The organism is Lacibacter sp., from assembly GCF_057361365.1.
The window spans coordinates 139,572-158,057 of the sequence record NZ_JBMQSG010000011.1 but is presented as its reverse complement, the minus strand read 5'-3'; the positions used below and the strand labels follow the sequence as shown (position 1 = coordinate 158,057).

The 18,486-nt window shown below is 39.8% G+C and carries 9 protein-coding genes; 7 read left to right on the top strand and 2 right to left on the bottom strand.

All coding sequences use genetic code 11. The annotated features are described in order from the left end of the window. The first annotated feature begins 17 nt into the window (after positions 1-17). From ACO1QW_RS10290 to ACO1QW_RS10280, 3 genes are all read left to right on the top strand, one after another. Positions 18-1,526, top strand: coding sequence for a DUF1501 domain-containing protein (locus tag ACO1QW_RS10290; RefSeq protein WP_486258183.1), 1,509 nt, complete (start codon positions 18-20; stop codon positions 1,524-1,526). Between the two features lie 29 nt (positions 1,527-1,555). Then, positions 1,556-2,491, top strand: coding sequence for a sugar phosphate isomerase/epimerase family protein (locus ACO1QW_RS10285; protein WP_486258181.1), 936 nt, complete (start codon positions 1,556-1,558; stop codon positions 2,489-2,491). A gap of 78 nt (positions 2,492-2,569) precedes the next feature. After that, positions 2,570-3,979, top strand: a complete 1,410-nt coding sequence (locus ACO1QW_RS10280) for a c-type cytochrome domain-containing protein (protein WP_486258179.1) — start codon at positions 2,570-2,572, stop codon at positions 3,977-3,979. 2 nt (positions 3,980-3,981) lie between these two features. Here the strand turns inward: ACO1QW_RS10280 and ACO1QW_RS10275 are convergent, their stop codons facing one another. After that, positions 3,982-4,431: a response regulator gene (locus ACO1QW_RS10275; protein ID WP_486258177.1), complete on the bottom strand. Its 450-nt coding sequence runs from the start codon at positions 4,429-4,431 to the stop codon at positions 3,982-3,984. A 185-nt stretch (positions 4,432-4,616) separates the two neighbouring features. On the opposite strand from ACO1QW_RS10275, the gene ACO1QW_RS10270 reads away from it, so the two are divergent. The 4 genes from ACO1QW_RS10270 to ACO1QW_RS10255 all read left to right on the top strand — a co-directional run bounded on the left by ACO1QW_RS10270 (position 4,617) and on the right by ACO1QW_RS10255 (position 14,231). Beyond that, positions 4,617-11,039: a HAMP domain-containing protein gene (locus ACO1QW_RS10270; protein WP_486258175.1), complete on the top strand. Its 6,423-nt coding sequence runs from the start codon at positions 4,617-4,619 to the stop codon at positions 11,037-11,039. A gap of 5 nt (positions 11,040-11,044) precedes the next feature. After that, positions 11,045-12,277, top strand: a complete 1,233-nt coding sequence (locus ACO1QW_RS10265; protein WP_486258174.1) for a response regulator — start codon at positions 11,045-11,047, stop codon at positions 12,275-12,277. Positions 12,278-12,301: 24 nt separating this feature from the next. Beyond that, entirely contained in the window at positions 12,302-13,744 is a 1,443-nt protein-coding gene (locus tag ACO1QW_RS10260) for an ATP-binding response regulator (protein ID WP_486258172.1), read from the top strand. A gap of 82 nt (positions 13,745-13,826) precedes the next feature. Next, positions 13,827-14,231, top strand: coding sequence for a response regulator (locus ACO1QW_RS10255; RefSeq protein WP_486258170.1), 405 nt, complete (start codon positions 13,827-13,829; stop codon positions 14,229-14,231). 61 nt (positions 14,232-14,292) lie between these two features. Here ACO1QW_RS10255 and ACO1QW_RS10250 read toward each other — a convergent pair whose 3' ends face one another. Then, positions 14,293-18,420, bottom strand: coding sequence for a hybrid sensor histidine kinase/response regulator transcription factor (locus ACO1QW_RS10250; RefSeq protein ID WP_486258168.1), 4,128 nt, complete (start codon positions 18,418-18,420; stop codon positions 14,293-14,295). Between the last annotated feature and the right edge of the window lie 66 nt (positions 18,421-18,486).

Below are 18,486 nucleotides of genomic sequence, written 5' to 3'. Positions count from 1 at the left end.
TTCAGTAAACGTATTATATGACACGTAACGAATTAAATAATCAACGTCTTGCTGAAGAAGCAAAGCAAAAAGAACTGCAGTTCTTTACACGCAGGCATTTCTTAAAAGAAAGTGCCATGGGTTTTGGTGCGTTGGCATTGGGTTCGTTGCTTGGCAGCTGCGGCAACAACAAGGGAATGGTATCAATGCCGGTGTTTGATGCGGCACATCCGTTGGCACCACGCATGCCGTTCTTTCCTGCAAAAGCAAGATCGATTATTTACCTGCACATGGCAGGCGCACCATCACAACTGGAGTTGTTTGATTATAAACCTGAGTTGGCAAAACTCAACGGACAGGATTGTCCACCTTCACTACTCGAAGGAAAAAAGTTTGCATTCATTCGTGGTGTTCCGAAAATGTTAGGTCCACAGGCAAATTTTAAACAGCATGGCAAGAGTGGTTTGTGGGTGAGCGATTACCTGCCGCATTTTTCTACAATCGTTGATGATGTCTCGATCATCAAATCAGTAACAACAGATCAGTTCAACCATGCACCTGCGCAATTGCTGATGCATACAGGCAGTGCAAGATTAGGACGGCCAAGCATTGGTAGTTGGGTCACCTATGGTTTAGGAACAGAAAATCAAAACCTGCCGGGCTTTGTGGTGTTAACATCAGGAGGTAATAATCCGGACGCAGGTAAGAGTGTTTGGGGAAGTGGATTTTTGCCGAGTGTTTATCAAGGTGTACAATGCAGAAGCGAAGGCGATCCGGTGTTGTTCATTAATGATCCGCAAGGTATTGACAGAGATTTACGCAAAGCTTCCATTGATGCGATCAATAAAGTAAACCAGGAGCAATACAAAGAGTTCAATGATCCTGAAATTCTTTCTCGCATTTCGCAATACGAGATGGCGTACAAAATGCAGATATCTGTTCCGGAAGTAATGAACATCAATGATGAGCCGGAATACATTCGTGAAATGTATGGTGCACAACCGGGCAAAGGAAGTTTTGCCAACAATGTTTTACTTGCTCGCAAGCTTGTTGAGAAGGGTGTACGTTTTGTGCAGTTGTTCGATTGGGGTTGGGATACGCATGGTACAAGTGCAGATGGTGCAGTGGATATTGGATTGATCAATAAATGCAGACAGGTGGATAAAGCAATGACGGCATTGATACTTGATTTAAAACAACGGGGACTGTTAGACGAAACATTGGTGATATGGGGGGGAGAGTTTGGACGTACACCGATGCAGGAAAACCGTGATGGAAAAGAAATGCCGTTTAAAGGAAGAGATCATCATGCAGAAGCATTCAGTATGTGGATGGCAGGTGGTGGTATTAAAGGCGGCACAACTTATGGCGAAACAGATGAAATTGGTTACGGCATTACGAGCGGTAAAACGGAAGCATTCGATATACAGGCAACGATCTTAAACCAACTTGGTTTCGATCATGAAAAATTCACGTACGAATTCCAGGGACGACCATTCCGTTTAACAGATGTGAGCGGAAAAGTGATCAATGATATTCTTGCTTAACAAAACAATCAACTACCAACCCATCAAAAATGAAACAAGATAGACGGGATTTTATTAAATCAGCTTCATCCGTAACAGCAGCAACCATGCTCGCTCCGTTTGCCGCAATAGCTGAAACAGAAAAGCCAATGTTCCCCGCCAACGATAAATTCAGATTGCTGTTTATGCAAACCAGTTGGGGTTTTAATGGAAACATTGATGCATTTTGTGCAGCAGCAAAGAAAGAAGGCTACGATGGCATTGAAGTGTGGTGGCCCGCCGATGATAAAAAAGCACAGGACGATTTGTTTACTGCATTGAAAAAACATGATCTGCAGGTTGGCTTTTTATGCGGTGGTTCACAAAGCAACTGGCAGGAACATCTGACAACATTCAAAAAAAATCTTGATGCTGCTACGAGTAATACTATTCAAAGACCGGTGTACATCAATTGCCATTCAGGTCGGGATTATTTTACGTTTGAGCAGAATCAGCAATTCATTTCATACACAACACAGAAGAACAAAGAAACAGGTATTCCTATTTACCATGAAACACATCGTGGTAGAATGATGTTTGCAGCGCATATCACAAAACAGTTCATTGATAAAAATCCTGAGCTGCGATTAACACTTGATATATCGCATTGGTGCAATGTGCATGAAAGTTTATTGGCCGATCAGAAAGAAACCGTTGATGCTGCATTGGAAAGAGTGGGGCATATTCATTCACGTGTTGGTCACCAGGAAGGGCCGCAGGTAAATGATCCACGTGCACCGGAATGGGATGCAGCGGTAAAACAACATCTTGCCTGGTGGGATAAAGTAGTCGAACGTAAAAAAGCAAACGGCGAACAGCTGACGATTCTAACAGAGTTCGGTCCGCCGAATTATCTACCAACGCTGCCTTATACACGACAGCCGGTAGCTGATCAATGGGCGATCAATGTGTACATGATGCAGATGTTGAAGAAGAGGTATGAATGATGTTTCGTCTGATGCCTACGGCTGACGAGGAGAAAAGAATTTCAGATAATCAAAAAATCGAACTAGCTCACAGCTTTTATGCTATTAACAGTATCAGAATTTATTGGTCGCTTTCATCCGGTGCTGGTGCATTTGCCCATTGGTATTTTACTGATTGGAGCTGTGTTTTATGTATTGTCGCTGCGTGAACAGTACAAGACATTGCAACAAGCGACCAATGTAGCATTGCTGTTGGGGATGCTTAGTGCAATTGGGTCTAGTATCAGTGGTTATTTGTTATCCATCAGCGGCGATTATGAAAATGATGCAGTGAGTACCCACAAGTGGATGGGATTTGCGGTTGCTGCTTTTTCTATTTTGTGCTACTTCCTCCATGCTAAAAAGAACAATACTGTTAAGTGGGTGATTGGTTTAATGACGATACTTATTTTCATAACAGGACACACCGGTGGTTCAATAACACATGGCGCCGATTATCTCACCAAATCACTTTCTCCATTAACAGAAAAAAAGGAACGGAAGCCAATTGCGAATGTGCAGGAAGCTGCAGTGTATGCTGATGTGGTGCAACCCATTCTCGAAGAAAAATGCTACAGTTGCCACAATGCCAATAAACAAAAAGGCAAACTCCGATTGGATGGTCCTGAATGGATCAGCAAAGGCGGCAAACAGGGTGAAGTAGTAATTTCAGGTAATGCAGATGAAAGCGAACTCATCAAGCGATTGTTGTTACCCAAGCAACATGAAGACCATATGCCGCCAAAAGAAAAGCCACAGTTGAATGAAAAGGAAATTGCATTGCTGCATTGGTGGATCAATGCCGGTTTGTCGTTCGATAAAAAAGTAAAAGATCTTGCACAAACAGAGAAAATAAAACCGCTGCTGTTAAGTTTACAATCACTTGCAGGTAATGAAGCAAAAGAAAAACCTCAGATCCCTGATGCAGCAATTGAACAGGCCGATGCGGCAGCAATTAAAAAACTTACTGACAGGGGAGTGGTAGTATTACCTGTGGCACAAAACAGTAATTACCTGATGGCGAATTTTGTAACAGTACAGGATTTGAAACAAGAAGATGTCAAACTTTTATTGCCAATAAAAAAGCAGTTAGTGTGGTTAAAGCTCAATAGTCAACAAGTAAATGACGCAATGCTCGTCACCTTAACGCAATGCCAAACGATTTTCCGACTTGATCTTAGCAATTCAAAAATTACTGATCAAGGAATGGCTTCTATCCAAAAACTTCCTTTTCTGCAAACCCTTAATCTTGTTGGCACTGCCGTTACTTCTAATGGTTTACTGCAATTGAAAAACAATAAACACTTAACAACGGTTTATATTTACCAGTCGGCAGTTGACAAAAGGAACTATGCCATCCTTAAATCTGCATTGCCTAAAATAAAAATAGATACTGGCGGTTATAAAGTGCCCACATTTGCAACCGATACAACGGTGCTAACTAAACCGCCACAATCACAGGCCGATTAATATTAATGAGCCGAATCTTCTTTCTCAACAACCGCCAATTTCTTTTCAGGAAACCAAAGTCGCAAAACCGATGCAGCAATTTCCTGTAACTCGTTATAGGTATCCGGCTTTCGTAAAAAGCAATTAGCTCCTAATTTGTACGATGAACCCTCATCTTGCGAAAAAGTAGAGGTGGTTAGAATGATAACGGGAATGTGTGCAAAGCTTTTGTTCTCTCTTATTTTCTTCAACACATGTAATCCCATTAAGCCCGGCATATTTAAATCAAGTAAGATTAGGGACGGCAAGTTTCCGGGATTTGCCTTTTGAAGTATGTCCATCAGCAGATCGCCTGTTTCTATAAACACATAGTCGATGCTGGAGTTGTTTTCCAAAAAAGCTTCGAGGATAATTTGTCTGTCATCGGGGTCGTCATCAACAATAAAAATGTTTTTTTTCGGTGGCTGTTTCATAAAGGAATAGTTATTGCAGTAAGTTAGTTAGAAATATATAATAATTAGTAAATCAATACCGGGGAAAGTTTTTGAAACAACACCTGTGTGGAAATAATTCCACATTGTGGGGAATTTATTGTTTACTAAAAACGTATCCGGAACATTTTTTAAACTGCTTATTCAAAACCTGACAATCTGCATTTATGAGTAATGCCAAACCTCATGCCAGTACAAGTTCAAACGGAACAATCAGCCCTAAAAAAAAATCTGCTGCTACTTTACCAAAAACCAACGGCAAGAAGCAACCGCTTTTGGATGTTGATATTGATCCATCGGTAAACTTCGACAGTAAACAACTCCTTAAAGTTTTAATGGAAGTAAAAAACGGAAACTTCTCCGTTCGTATGCCCATTGATGAAGTTGGTTTAAATGGTAAGATCTGTGATACGCTTAACGACATCATTTCCTTGAATGAAAGAATGATGTATGAATTTACCAAAGCTGGTAATATTATTGGTAAACAAGGAAAACTTACTCAGCGTATTGAAGTGCCCAATGCAAAAGGACAATGGGGAACAGGTGTTGATTCATTAAATACACTCATCTCTGATCTTGTACATCCCACCATTGAAATTGCACATGTAATCAGTTCGGTGGCAAAAGGAAATCTTTCGCAGGAAATGCCATTGGAAATTGGCGGACATACGTTGAAAGGTGAATTCTCCAGGATTGCCAAAGAAGTAAACGACATGGTGAAACAGCTCAACCTGTTTTCGATGGAGGTTACACGTGTGGCTCGTGAAGTAGGTAGTGAAGGTAAACTGGGAGGCCAGGCGAAAGTAAAAGGAGTAGCTGGTGTTTGGAAAGATTTGACCGATTCGGTAAACCAGATGGGTAGTAACCTTACTGCCCAGGTGAGAAATATTGCAGAAGTAACTACGGCCGTTGCTAAAGGAGATCTATCAAAAAAAATCACCGTGGATGTAAAGGGTGAGATCCTTGAATTGAAAAACACCATCAACACCATGGTGGATCAATTGAACTCTTTCTCATCGGAGGTAACACGTGTGGCGCTTGAAGTAGGTACTGAAGGAAAACTTGGTGGACAGGCACAGGTAAAAGGTGTTGCCGGAACATGGAAAGATCTAACTGACTCCGTAAATCAAATGGCCAGTAACCTTACAGGCCAGGTAAGAAATATTGCAGAGGTAACAACGGCGGTGGCGAAGGGTGATTTGTCGAGACAAATTACGGTGGATGTAAAAGGAGAAATTTTAGAATTGAAAGATACCATCAATACGATGGTGGATCAGTTGAACTCATTCTCTGCAGAGGTAACACGTGTGGCGAGAGAAGTAGGTAGTGAAGGTAAACTCGGTGGACAAGCGAAAGTAAAAGGTGTGGGTGGTGTATGGAAAGATCTTACCGATTCAGTAAACCAGATGGCGAGTAACCTTACCGGACAGGTAAGAAATATTGCCGAGGTAACAACAGCGGTTGCGAAAGGTGACTTGTCAAGAAAAATTACCGTGGATGTAAGAGGAGAAATTCTTGAATTGAAAAATACCATCAACACGATGGTGGATCAGTTGAACTCATTCTCATCCGAAGTAACACGTGTGGCGCTTGAAGTAGGTACTGAAGGAAAACTCGGCGGACAAGCGCAAGTAAAAGGTGTTGCAGGAACATGGAAAGATTTGACCGATTCTGTAAATGGTATGGCGAGTAACTTAACGGGTCAGGTAAGAAATATTGCCGAGGTAACAACAGCTGTGGCGAAAGGTGACTTGTCGAGAAAAATTACCGTGGATGTAAAAGGAGAAATTCTTGAATTGAAAAATACCATCAACACGATGGTGGATCAGTTGAATTCATTTGGTAGCGAGGTAACACGTGTGGCACGTGAGGTAGGTAGTGAAGGAAAATTGGGTGGACAGGCACAGGTGCCTGGTGTTGCAGGAACATGGAAAGATTTAACTGACTCTGTAAATATCATGGCGGGCAATCTTACATCACAGGTAAGAAATATTGCGGAGGTAACAATTGCTGTGCAAACAGGTGACTTGTCGAGAAAAATTGATGTGGATGTAAAAGGAGAAATTCTTGAATTGAAAAACACCATCAATACGATGGTGGAGCAGTTGAGAAGTTTTGCATCGGAAGTAACACGTGTGGCAAGAGAAGTAGGTAGTGAAGGTAAACTTGGTGGACAGGCTGCAGTAAAAGATGTGGGTGGTGTATGGAAAGATCTCACCGATTCTGTAAATGGTATGGCGAGTAACTTAACTGGCCAGGTGCGTAACATCGCCGAGGTAACAACAGCGGTAGCGAAAGGTGACTTGTCGAGAAAAATTACCGTGGATGTAAAAGGAGAAATTCTTGAATTAAAAGATACCATCAATACCATGGTGGATCAGTTGAATTTGTTTGGTAGTGAGGTAACACGTGTGGCAAGGGAAGTAGGTAGTGAAGGTAAACTTGGTGGGCAAGCCGATGTACCGGGTGTTGCAGGTACATGGAAAGATTTAACGGACTCTGTAAATAAAATGGCGAGTAACCTTACATCGCAGGTAAGAAATATTGCCGAGGTGACAACAGCCGTTGCGAATGGTGACTTATCAAGAAAAATTGGTGTGGATGTAAAAGGTGAAATCCTTGAGTTGAAAAACACCATCAACACGATGGTGGATCAACTTCGTGGTTTTGCGTCGGAGGTAACACGTGTGGCAAGAGAAGTGGGTACCGAAGGTAAACTTGGCGGACAAGCGAACGTACCGGGTGTTGCTGGTACATGGAAAGATTTAACGGATTCTGTAAACCAGATGGCTGGTAACCTTACTGCACAGGTAAGAAATATTGCCGAGGTGGCTATTGCCGTTGCCAATGGTGATATGAGTAAAAAAATTACGGTGGATGTGCGTGGTGAAATCCTGCAATTGAAAGAAACACTCAACACCATGGTGGATCAGCTTCGTGCATTTGCATCGGAAGTAACACGTGTGGCTCGTGAAGTTGGTACCGATGGTAAATTGGGTGGACAAGCCTTTGTACCTGGTGTTGCAGGCACATGGAAAGATCTTACCGACTCGGTGAATTCAATGACGGGTAACCTTACTGCGCAGGTGCGTAATATCGCCGAAGTAACAAAAGCGGTGGCATCAGGTGACCTTTCAAAAACGGTTGCCATTGATGTAAAAGGAGAAATTCTTGATTTGAAAAATACCATCAACACAATGGTGGAACAGTTGAACTCATTTGCATTTGAAGTAACACGTGTGGCTCGTGAAGTTGGTACTGATGGTAAACTTGGAGGACAAGCTGAAGTAAGAGGTGTAGGTGGTACATGGAAAGATTTGACTGACTCGGTAAACATGATGGCTTCAAACCTTACCAACCAGGTGCGTGGTATTGCAAAAGTGGTAACAGCGGTTGCAACAGGAAACTTAAAACAAAAACTGGCGATCGTATCACGAGGTGAGGTGGCGCAGTTGATCGATACCATTAATGAAATGATTGATACGCTTGCGTTGTTTGCCGACCAGGTAACAACGGTGGCACGTGAAGTGGGTGTTGATGGACGATTGGGCGGACAGGCAAGTGTGCCGGGTGCTTCTGGTATCTGGAAAAACTTAACGGAAAACGTAAATCAGCTCGCACAAAATCTTACTACGCAGGTGCGTTCAATTTCCGAAGTGGCATCAGCTGTTACAAAAGGTGACTTAACAAGAACCATTCGTGTAGAAGCTAAAGGTGAAGTGGAAGCGTTGAAAGATACGATCAACCAGATGATCGCTAACCTTAAAGAAACAACATTACTTAACCAGGAACAGGATTGGTTGAAATCGAACCTGGCGAAGTTTACGCAAATGTTGCAGGGACAGAGAGATTTGAAAACGGTAACACAACGTATTCTTTCGGAACTAGCACAGGTGGTAATTGCACACTGGGGTGCATTTTATATTTTAAGACAGGATGAAGAAACACAGGATGTAAAACTTAGTTTGTTCTCGGCCTACGGTTATAAATCCGATAGAAATATTCCAGCTGAATTTTCTATTGGTGAAGGTTTGGTTGGACAAGTAGCATTTGAAAAAGAAAGGATCATCCTGTCAAACGTTCCTTCAAATTATATAAAGATCAATTCAGGATTAGGAAAAGCAAAACCCTCTAACCTCATCATTTTACCTGTGTTGTTCGAAAACAAAGTAAAAGCGGTTATTGAACTTGCTTCATTAGATACATTCAGTCAAACGCATCTTGATTTCTTAAGCCAGTTAACAGAAAGTATTGGTATTGTATTAAATACTATTGAAGCAAACTCGAGGACAGAGGAATTGCTGGCTCAATCGCAATCGCTTGCCGGTGAGTTAAAAATTCAGCAGGAAGAGTTGAGTAGAACCAACGATGAGCTACAGGATAAAGCATTGCTTCTTGTGAAACAAAAAAATGAAGTGGAAGATAAGAACAGGGAGGTGGAAGAAGCACGACGTTCACTCGAAGAAAAAGCAGAGCAGCTGCAGCTTACTTCAAAATATAAATCGGAGTTTCTTGCAAACATGAGTCACGAGTTAAGAACTCCTTTGAACAGTTTGCTCATTCTTGCACAACAGTTATATGAAAATGCTGAAGGTAACCTCAACGAAAAACAGGTGAAGTATGCAAAAACAATTCACTCCTGTGGTGATGATCTTATTCAATTGATCAATGATATTCTTGATCTTTCTAAAATTGAATCAGGTTTTATCTCGGCAAATATTTCTCCTGTTCGTTTTGCAGAGATCGCTTCATTTGCTGAAACAACATTTAAACCTCTCTCTGAAGCGAAGCATTTACGATTCAACATTGAAATTGACACTGCATTAGCTGTAACAATGGAAACCGATCTTCAGAGATTAAACCAGATCCTGAAAAATCTTTTATCGAATGCATTTAAATTCACAGAGAAGGGTGAGATCAAATTGAAAATATACGAAGCCAATAAAAACTGGAAACCTGGCAATCCCAGTTTAGATAATGCAAGGAAAGTGGTTGCATTTTCAATTAGTGATACAGGTATTGGTATTCCACAGGAAAAGCAGAATATCATTTTTGAAGCGTTTCAGCAAGCCGAAGGTTCAACAAGTCGTAAGTACGGCGGTACTGGTTTGGGTTTATCAATCAGCCGTGGTCTTGCAGAATTGCTTGGTGGAAATATTGAGCTTGAGAGCAATCCTTCGCACGGAAGTACCTTCACACTCTTCCTTCCATTGGAAAGTGCAACCGGTCTCGTCGTAAAAGAACCACCTGCATCATTAACCTCTCTTAAGCAATTTAAGCTGGGCGATGGAAGCGCTGAGATCGATACCTTGCTTAATTCAATAAGGGTTACTAGTGCTAATGATGCTGATAATCTCAGTATTGTAAATGAAATGATCAATGAATCAGGCGATGACAGAACCAACATTTTACCAAAGGATAAAGTATTGTTGATTGTTGAAGATGATTTACGTTTTGGTAAGATCATGATCGAGAAAGCACATCAGAATAATATGAAAGCAATTGTTGCTATCAGTTATATTGAAGTGTTTGACTTTATTAATCGATATACTCCTGTTGCCATAACACTTGATGTAAAACTACCCGATACCAGCGGATGGAAAGTAATGGATATGTTGAAAAATGATCTCAATTACCGGCATATCCCAATCTATCTTGTTTCGGGTGAAGAAAACCGTAGCCTTGCATTGAAACGTGGTGCCAGGAATTTCTTATTGAAACCGCTCACAACAGAAGCAATTAATGAACTTTTTGAAGATATACTTTCGGTAATCACAAAACCGGTGAAAAAAATCTTACTGGTAGAAGACAACGAAATTGAATCGTCTCAAATAGCAAAAATGATCACGTTTAAACAGGCAAACGTAAGCATTGCATTAACGGGCCAAAAAGCGTTTCAGCAATTAACGACCAAAGATTTTGACTGCATCATTCTTGACTATAGTCTACCTGATATCTCCGGCATGGATCTTATTAACCAGATAGGGGAGATGAAGCATAAAATAACACCTGTGATCGTTTATTCGGCAAAGGATTTTGATAAAGCTGAACTAAGTCATATTCATCGCACCTCTAATACTGTGCTGCTGAAAGGCGTTAATTCACTTGAAAATCTTTTGGAAGAAGTGGTGGTACATCTTCATCTTAACCACAAAGAACTGCCACCCGAAAAACAACGCATTATTGAAAATATCCGCATCAAAAACGATATTCTCACGGGCAAAAATATTTTGGTGGTGGATGATGATGTTAGAAATTTGTTTGCACTCACAACGGTGTTCGAACGACTCAGCATTAATGCTATTACTGCAGAGAGTGGTAAAGAAGCGATCGAAATCATTAATAACGACAATCCCGCAATTGATATGGTGTTAATGGATATTATGATGCCGGAAATGGATGGTTATGAAACCACACAAAAGATCAGGAGAGAACATAAGAACAGTACATTACCTATTATTGCTGTAACGGCGAAAGCAATGAAAGGTGATCGTCAGAAATGTATTGAGGCCGGAGCATCGGATTACATAACAAAACCATTAAAAATTGATCAGCTACTTTCTTTAATGCGTATCTGGTTTCATAAGTAACAAAAATGAAAAAGAAGATTTTATTGGTTGATGACCGGCCAGACAATTTGTTATCGATGGAAAGTCTACTCGATAAGGATGGATATGAATTGGTGAAAGCTGATTCAGGAAGGCAGGCGTTAAAAATTTTGTTGACGGAGTTTGATTTTGCTCTAATCCTGATGGATGTTAAAATGCCTAATTTAAATGGATTTGAAACAGCTGAACTCATTTACCAAAGAGAAAAGCTGAAACATATTCCTATTGTATTTATTACTGCTAATAACTTAGGCGAAGAACATATGTTTAAAGGATATAGCACCGGTGCAGTTGATTATATTTACAAACCCGTAAACCCTGAGTTGTTAAGGGCAAAAGTTTCGGTATATATCGACCTGTACACAAAAAACCGGCAGCTGATTGCGCAGGAGCAGAAATTAATGATCATCAACAAGAATCTTGAAAACGAGATAAGGGAAAGAAAAATATCTGAAGAGCAGGTGATTGAACTTAACAGAAGGTTGGTTGAAAATATTGATCGTTTAGAAGCTGCAAATAAAGACCTGGACAGGTTTGCATTTATGTCGTCGCATGATTTGCAGGAGCCACTCCGTAAAATCCGTACGTTTACCGATCTCTTGCATTCAAAGTACAAAGATGTGTTTAATGATGATGCTATACGCTATATCAACCGTATCCAGAATGCTGCTGAGCGTATGCAAACATTGGTGAAAGATATTCTCGAGTTTTCCAAATTGTCCAATGATAAAGACCGTTTTGTAGAAACCGATCTAAATATTTTGATGGATGAAGTGCTTGCAGATATGGAAAGCATGATTCATGAAAAGAAAGCCATTGTAAATGTAAAATCTCTTCCGTCTCTTGAGGTAAACCCTGGTTTAATGCGACCATTATTCTTTAACTTGATAGGCAATGCGCTGAAGTATAGTCAAAAAGAAGTAGAACCGGTAATAGACATCTATGGCGAGCCTGATGCTAATGATGAAGAACTGAACTCGGTTGTAAAAAAGAAGCGCTATTGCAGAATTTATGTAAAAGATAACGGAATAGGATTCGACCAAAAATATGCAGAGAAGATTTTCGACATGTTTGTTCGTCTTCACGGCAAAAGCGAATACCCGGGCACTGGAATAGGACTGGCTTTATGCAAGCAGATAGTGGAGAAGCACCAGGGATATATTTCTGCGTTGAGTACAGAACAAAAGGGATCAACGTTTATTATTTCATTGCCAATGTAACCAATAGGAGGCGACGCAACTATCATGAAACAAAATGACATTCGAATATTGATTGTAGATGATGATGAAGACGATTTCTTCATTATTAGTGAATATATCAGGCAGATAGACGATCGCAAATTTGTAATTGATTGGTGTAATTCATTCAAAGAGGCAACCGATAAAATATGCGGCTCTAATTATGATCTGTATTTTATCGATTATTTATTGGGTGCAAGAACAGGAGTTGAACTTATTCGTGAATCAATCGAAAACAATTGCGAGGAGCCATTTATATTACTAACCGGGAACGGCAATTCCGCCATAGATAAAAAAGCGATGGAATCTGGCGCAGTGGATTATTTGGTTAAGGGCGAACTGAGCGCTGAAAAACTTGAACGATGCATCCGCTATTCGCTTGAACGTGCATCTGCTTTAAAAGCGCTTCGTAAAAGTGAAAGTAAATTCAGGAACATATTTGAGAAATCGAAGGATAGCCTTTTTATTGCCAACGAGAATCTTCTGTTTGTTGAAGTGAATGATGCCTTTTGTCATCTGGTTCAATATACAAAAGAAGAGTTGTATGGTAAGACGCTTTATGAGCTACTTGCAGATTTTGCCAGCCGTAAAGTGATTAAGCAACAATTAGAAGGTACTGGTGATGTGCCTGATAAGGAAATAGAAGTTCGCACAAAATTTGGTGAGAACAAGATTTGTATTCTTACTTTGTCAAAGGAAAAAAACACCTCCGACGTTAATTATATACAAGGGATTATACATGATATTACGGCGTTAAAGAAAACGGAGAAAGAAAGGTTGATGATTGAAAAGATGGAAGTGGCCAGCCGTTTAGTAAAAGTAATGGCACATGAAGTAAGAAATCCGTTGAATAATATCATGCTCTCCGCTGAACAATTAGAGCATATGATCAACAATGAGCAGTCGCAAGTCTGTTTCAATATTATTCGACGCAATAGCAAACGAATCGATGCTTTAATAGCCGAACTGTTGAAACCGGTAAATGATGAAAAATTGTCGTTGGAGAAACATTCGTTACAGAATATTCTTGAAGAAAGTATTGATGCGGCTATCGATCGTATAAAGCTCAGGAATATTGATTTGCAAAAAGAATACCTGGATGAAGTTGCATGGGTGATGGCCGACCGGGAAAAATTGAAAATTGCTTTGTTAAATATCATTATTAATGCAGTAGAAGCAATGAATGATAACGGGGGGCGTTTGAACATTTCATTAAATAGAAACAATCATCATTATATTGTTTCTATTGCTGATAACGGTTGCGGCGTTAGCGCTGAGAATCTGCCGCTTTTATTTGAACCATATTTTACTTCGAAGAAGCAGGGAATGGGTATTGGGCTGGCCTCAACACAAAACATATTGAATTATCATAAAGCAGAGATTACGGTAGTGTCGCAACCCAACCAGGGCACAACGTTTAAAATGCTGTTCCAGGTTTTTACCGAATAGCCATTTGGTAAAGCAAAAAGAGGTGCGTTTAGAAATGTGTGATATGCAGGAATAATTTTTTTAAAAATTTGAAAGTCACAATGTGAAAACCTACAAAAATTTTTTTATTGCCGACGATGATCCGGATGATCAGGAGCTTTTTATAGAAGCATTGCATGAAGTGGATGAGCTTTGTGTGTGTGTAACAGCTTTTGATGGTTTGGAAGCACTCACAAAATTATCCAGCTCCAGAATTTACTTGCCTGATATTATTTTCCTGGATTTAAACATGCCCCGAATGAATGGAAAAGAATGCCTGGCAGAGATCAAAAAAAGCAGTCTACTTAAAGAAGTACCTGTCATTATTTATTCTACCTCGGCTGATAAAAAAGATATGATCGAAGCGATGCAATTAGGAGCGGTATTCTTTTTGCAAAAACCCAATCGTTTTGAAGAACTTTCCCTGGCGCTAAAACACATTATTGCTTATGACTGGAAGAGAGCATGAGGCAAGAAGCAAAAAGGCGATTCAGAATTGAATCGCCTTTTTGTTATCGTAAACCCGAGCGTTACGTTTTCTTATTCCTCATCTTATTCATATACTCCGAAGGCAGCATATTAAATTTTGCCTTAAAAGATTTTGCAAAGTAATTAGGAGTGGAAAAACCAACTGTATAACCGATTTCAGCAATGCTTAAATCACTTTTTTCTAACAGTTGTGCTGCCTTATTCAGTTTAACAGAACGAATAAATTCAACCGGTGTCTGTCCTGATATTTCGAGAAGTTTGTTGTAGAGCGTGCTTCTGCTCATACCCACATGTCGGCTTAGGTTTTCTACTGACAACTGCGTATCAGTCAAATTTTCTTCCACATATTTCGTGATCGATAATAGCAATTTATCAGAAGAAGATTCAAATGATATTTCCGACGATAGTATATCAACACGCTTACTATATGTTGTCTTTAATGTATCGTTTAACGTTAGCAGGTTCTTGATTTTTGCATTCAGCACTTCAAAATTGAATGGCTTTGTAATGTAATCGTTGGCACCTGTTTGTAATCCTCTTACCTGTTCTTTCTCTTCTGTTAATGCAGTTAAAAGAATAACCGGAATATGATTGGTTCGTTTATCTGCTTTAATTTTTTTACATAGCTCAACACCATCCATGTGTGGCATGCTAATATCGCTTACAATTAAACTAGGGTGCAAAGCCAATGCTTTTTGCCAACCCTCTAATCCGTTTGCTGCTTCAAATACTTTATACGACTGTCGGAGGTTATCCTTTAAATAAAAGCGAAAATCATCATTGTCCTCAACCAACAGAATAGTTGGCAAAACAGTTCCGTTATTATTGGTTACAATTGGGTCAATTAGCACACGGTTGTCTACCTCTTCAACTATGTCTTCGGTATGCAAAACAGGTGCAACTGTGTCAGCTGTTTTTGGTATTTCTGCAAACGGAAGTTCAACTGTGAATGTGCTGCCTTTATTTTCTTCGCTTTCAACTGTAATGTTGCCACCATGCATTTTCACAAATTCTTTTGTGATCGACAAACCGATGCCAGTGCCCTGGTTAAGAATAGATGCAGCTGTGGGCTGCTGAAAAAATCGTTCAAAAATGGCTTCTTTCTTATCAGCAGGAATACCGATGCCGGAATCTTTAACTGAAATAGAAAACATTGTCTGCTTGTCGTTACTTTCTTGTTTCTGAACATTCAGCTCGATAATTCCGCCACTTAATGTAAACTTAAAAGCATTAGATAAAAGGTTGAACAGAATGCGTTCGATCTTATCATGATCAAAACTGGTGTAAAATGATTGGGTATTAGTTTGAAAATTGAATTCAATTTGTTTTCGTTGCGACAGATCAAGAAAAGAATCAAATACTTCTTTTACAAAAACGATCAGATCACCTTCTTTTGGTTGCAGCTTTAATTCCTGCTCTTCCATTTTACGAAAGTCGAGCAATTGATTTACAAGATTAAGCAAGCGTTTACCATTTCGCTTAATAATATTTAACTGGTTTCGAAATGCATTGCTTTTGTCTTGTTCTATGAGGCTATCAACAGGGCCAAGTATTAAAGAGATAGGAGTTCTGAATTCGTGACTAAGGTTTGTCAGGAATTTCAACTTTAATTGATCCAATTCATGAATTCGTTCCGCCTCTTTACGTTCCTGTTCAGCACGAAAAGTTTCCTGCTCAACCATAAACTGACGCCTAATTTTTTCAATGCCTCTCTGCCGGAAATAGATAAGTCCACCAACGATCATTAATCCGTATAATATATAGGCGTAAGTGGTTCGCCAAAAAGGCGGGTGCACATATATCTTTATAGATGTACCCTGTTTATTCCACACACCATTGTTATTACTTGCTCTTACACGTAAAACATATTTACCGGGCGATATATTAGTGTACGATACCGATGAAGTATTCCCGATACTGATCCAGTTTTTATCAAGCCCTTCCAGCTTGTATTCATATTGATTTTGTTCGGGTGATGTAAAGTTTAAGCCCACAAAGCTTAAAGCAAAATTTTGCTTGTGATCCAGATTTATTTCACTGGCTGTAATAATGTTTTCCTGTATAGCCCCATCTTCTGAAGGAACTACCGATCGGTTAGATATTTTTAGATCAGTAAATATTACGGTCGGCGGTATGGTATTCATTTTGGGATTTGCCGGATTGAAATAGTTAAAGCCTTCCTGGCCTCCAAAAAACAAATCGCCACTTTTTAATCGTAATCCAGAGCCATGAATAAAAATATTATGTTGTATGCCATTATGGTAACTGTAATTGTTGATCTTTCTGGTGCTTGTTTCAACACTGCTTAATCCTTTGTTTGTGCTTACCCATATAAGCCCGTTCTTATCTTCAATGATTTTATAAATATTATTATTATTGAGCCCATCTTTTTCTGAATAAGAAACAAAATCATTTGTCTTTCTGTTGAACATAACCAAACCCTCACCAAATGTACCCGCCCAAACATTCCCTTCCTTGTCTTCTAATAATGTAAGAACCTTATCGTTCGGCAGTTTGCTGTTTTGTGTTGTGTAAATTTTAAATTTTTGTGAAGACGGGTTGTAAATAGCAATTCCTCCGCCGTGAGTAGCAATCCACATCTCACCATTTTTCGTTTCCACAATATCACGTATATACCCGTTAATAGGTAAGTTTATATCATTAGGTAAAACAGGGTGGGGCGTCATTCTAAACAATGTCTTATGATTACTGTTTAAAACAACAATCCCATTACCGTTAGTGCCCACCCAGAAGTTGCCCTTCCTGTCTTCATTGATACAATAAATTTGATTCGAAGGAATGTCAGCCGTCCCTGCACCCAGCAGTAGTTGTTCATATTTTCCGGATGCCGGATCATAAATAAAATATCCATCATCAAATGTTCCGATCAATAATTGATCATTGCTTGACATTGTCAGCGTTATGATTGAAAGCCCTTTGATGTCGGGACGCTTTGATCTTATATTGATCTGCTGGAATAATTTTGTTTTCGGATCAAACAAACTAAGACCACCACCATCTGTACCAACAAACACTTTCCCATCGTCTGCCTCAGCAAAAGATGTAACAATGGAAGCATTTAATCCCAACTTATCAAAAGGGTTGCTCGGTATTAAATTAAAGAGGTTTAGATTTTTGTCATATTTGCTTATTCCACCCAAAAAAGTACCGAGCCAACAAATACCTTCCTTATCAAGGTAAACCCAGTGAAGACTATTACTTGAAAGGCCATTGGTATTCCGAGAATCATAATGGTAGCCCTTCATCGTTTTTGTTTTAACGTCAAGGATGTTTAATCCCTTTGATGTACCGATCCATAATTTATTAGCGTCATCAACCGCTACCGAATAAATGAAGTTGCTATTGAGTGTTTGGGGGTTTGCTTCAATGTGCTTAAACCTGGTGAACACTTTTCCGTTCCGGGCCAACATGTTCAAGCCGTTATTTGTGCCAACCCAAATAACTCCTTCTTTATCTTCTGTAATTGATAGCACATGGTTGCTGCTTATACTTGTAGGTTCGTTAGGGGAATGATGAAATGGACTGAGTGAGTTTGTTTCCCTATTATACAAAAACAAGCCTTCGGGAGTTCCGATCCACATCCGCTGTTTGCTGTCTTCAAAAAGAGCAGTACATGTTTTGTTGAAGCGGGAGCGGATCCCCGGTTTGAAATCGGAAATGCGCTGCGTTTTCTTGTCCATGATATTTATGCCATCGAAATGCCCGATCCATAATTTGTCCTGGAAATCGCTGCTAAGACTCATAATTACATTATTTCGAATGGCGCCTTCCTCAGGCCTTGAGTCGAAGTTTATAAAAGCATCTTTTTTCCTGTTATATAAGCTTAGCGATCCGCTGCTGGTGCCAATCCATAAATTGCCAGCTTTGTCTTCGTGAAGTGATAATATCTCGTTGGCTTGCAAACTCGCAGGTTCACTTGGTTTCCTGCGGTAGACTTTAAAATTCACCCCATCAAACCTGTCTAACCCGTCATCAGTGGCAAACCACATGAATCCATACTTGTCTTTTATAACGGCATTTACATTGTTTGATGACAAGCCATCTTTTGTAGTAAGGCTGGTAAAATTGATATCGTCTTGCCCGTTTACGATCGGTAGCCAAGTAAACAAACAGAGGCAGGAGAACAGTAATTTTTTATTATTCAGCATTTGAAACAGCAGTCAATTCCTTTAAAAATAAATCCCGCCTACACTCATTTAACTGTAGGTCAAAGA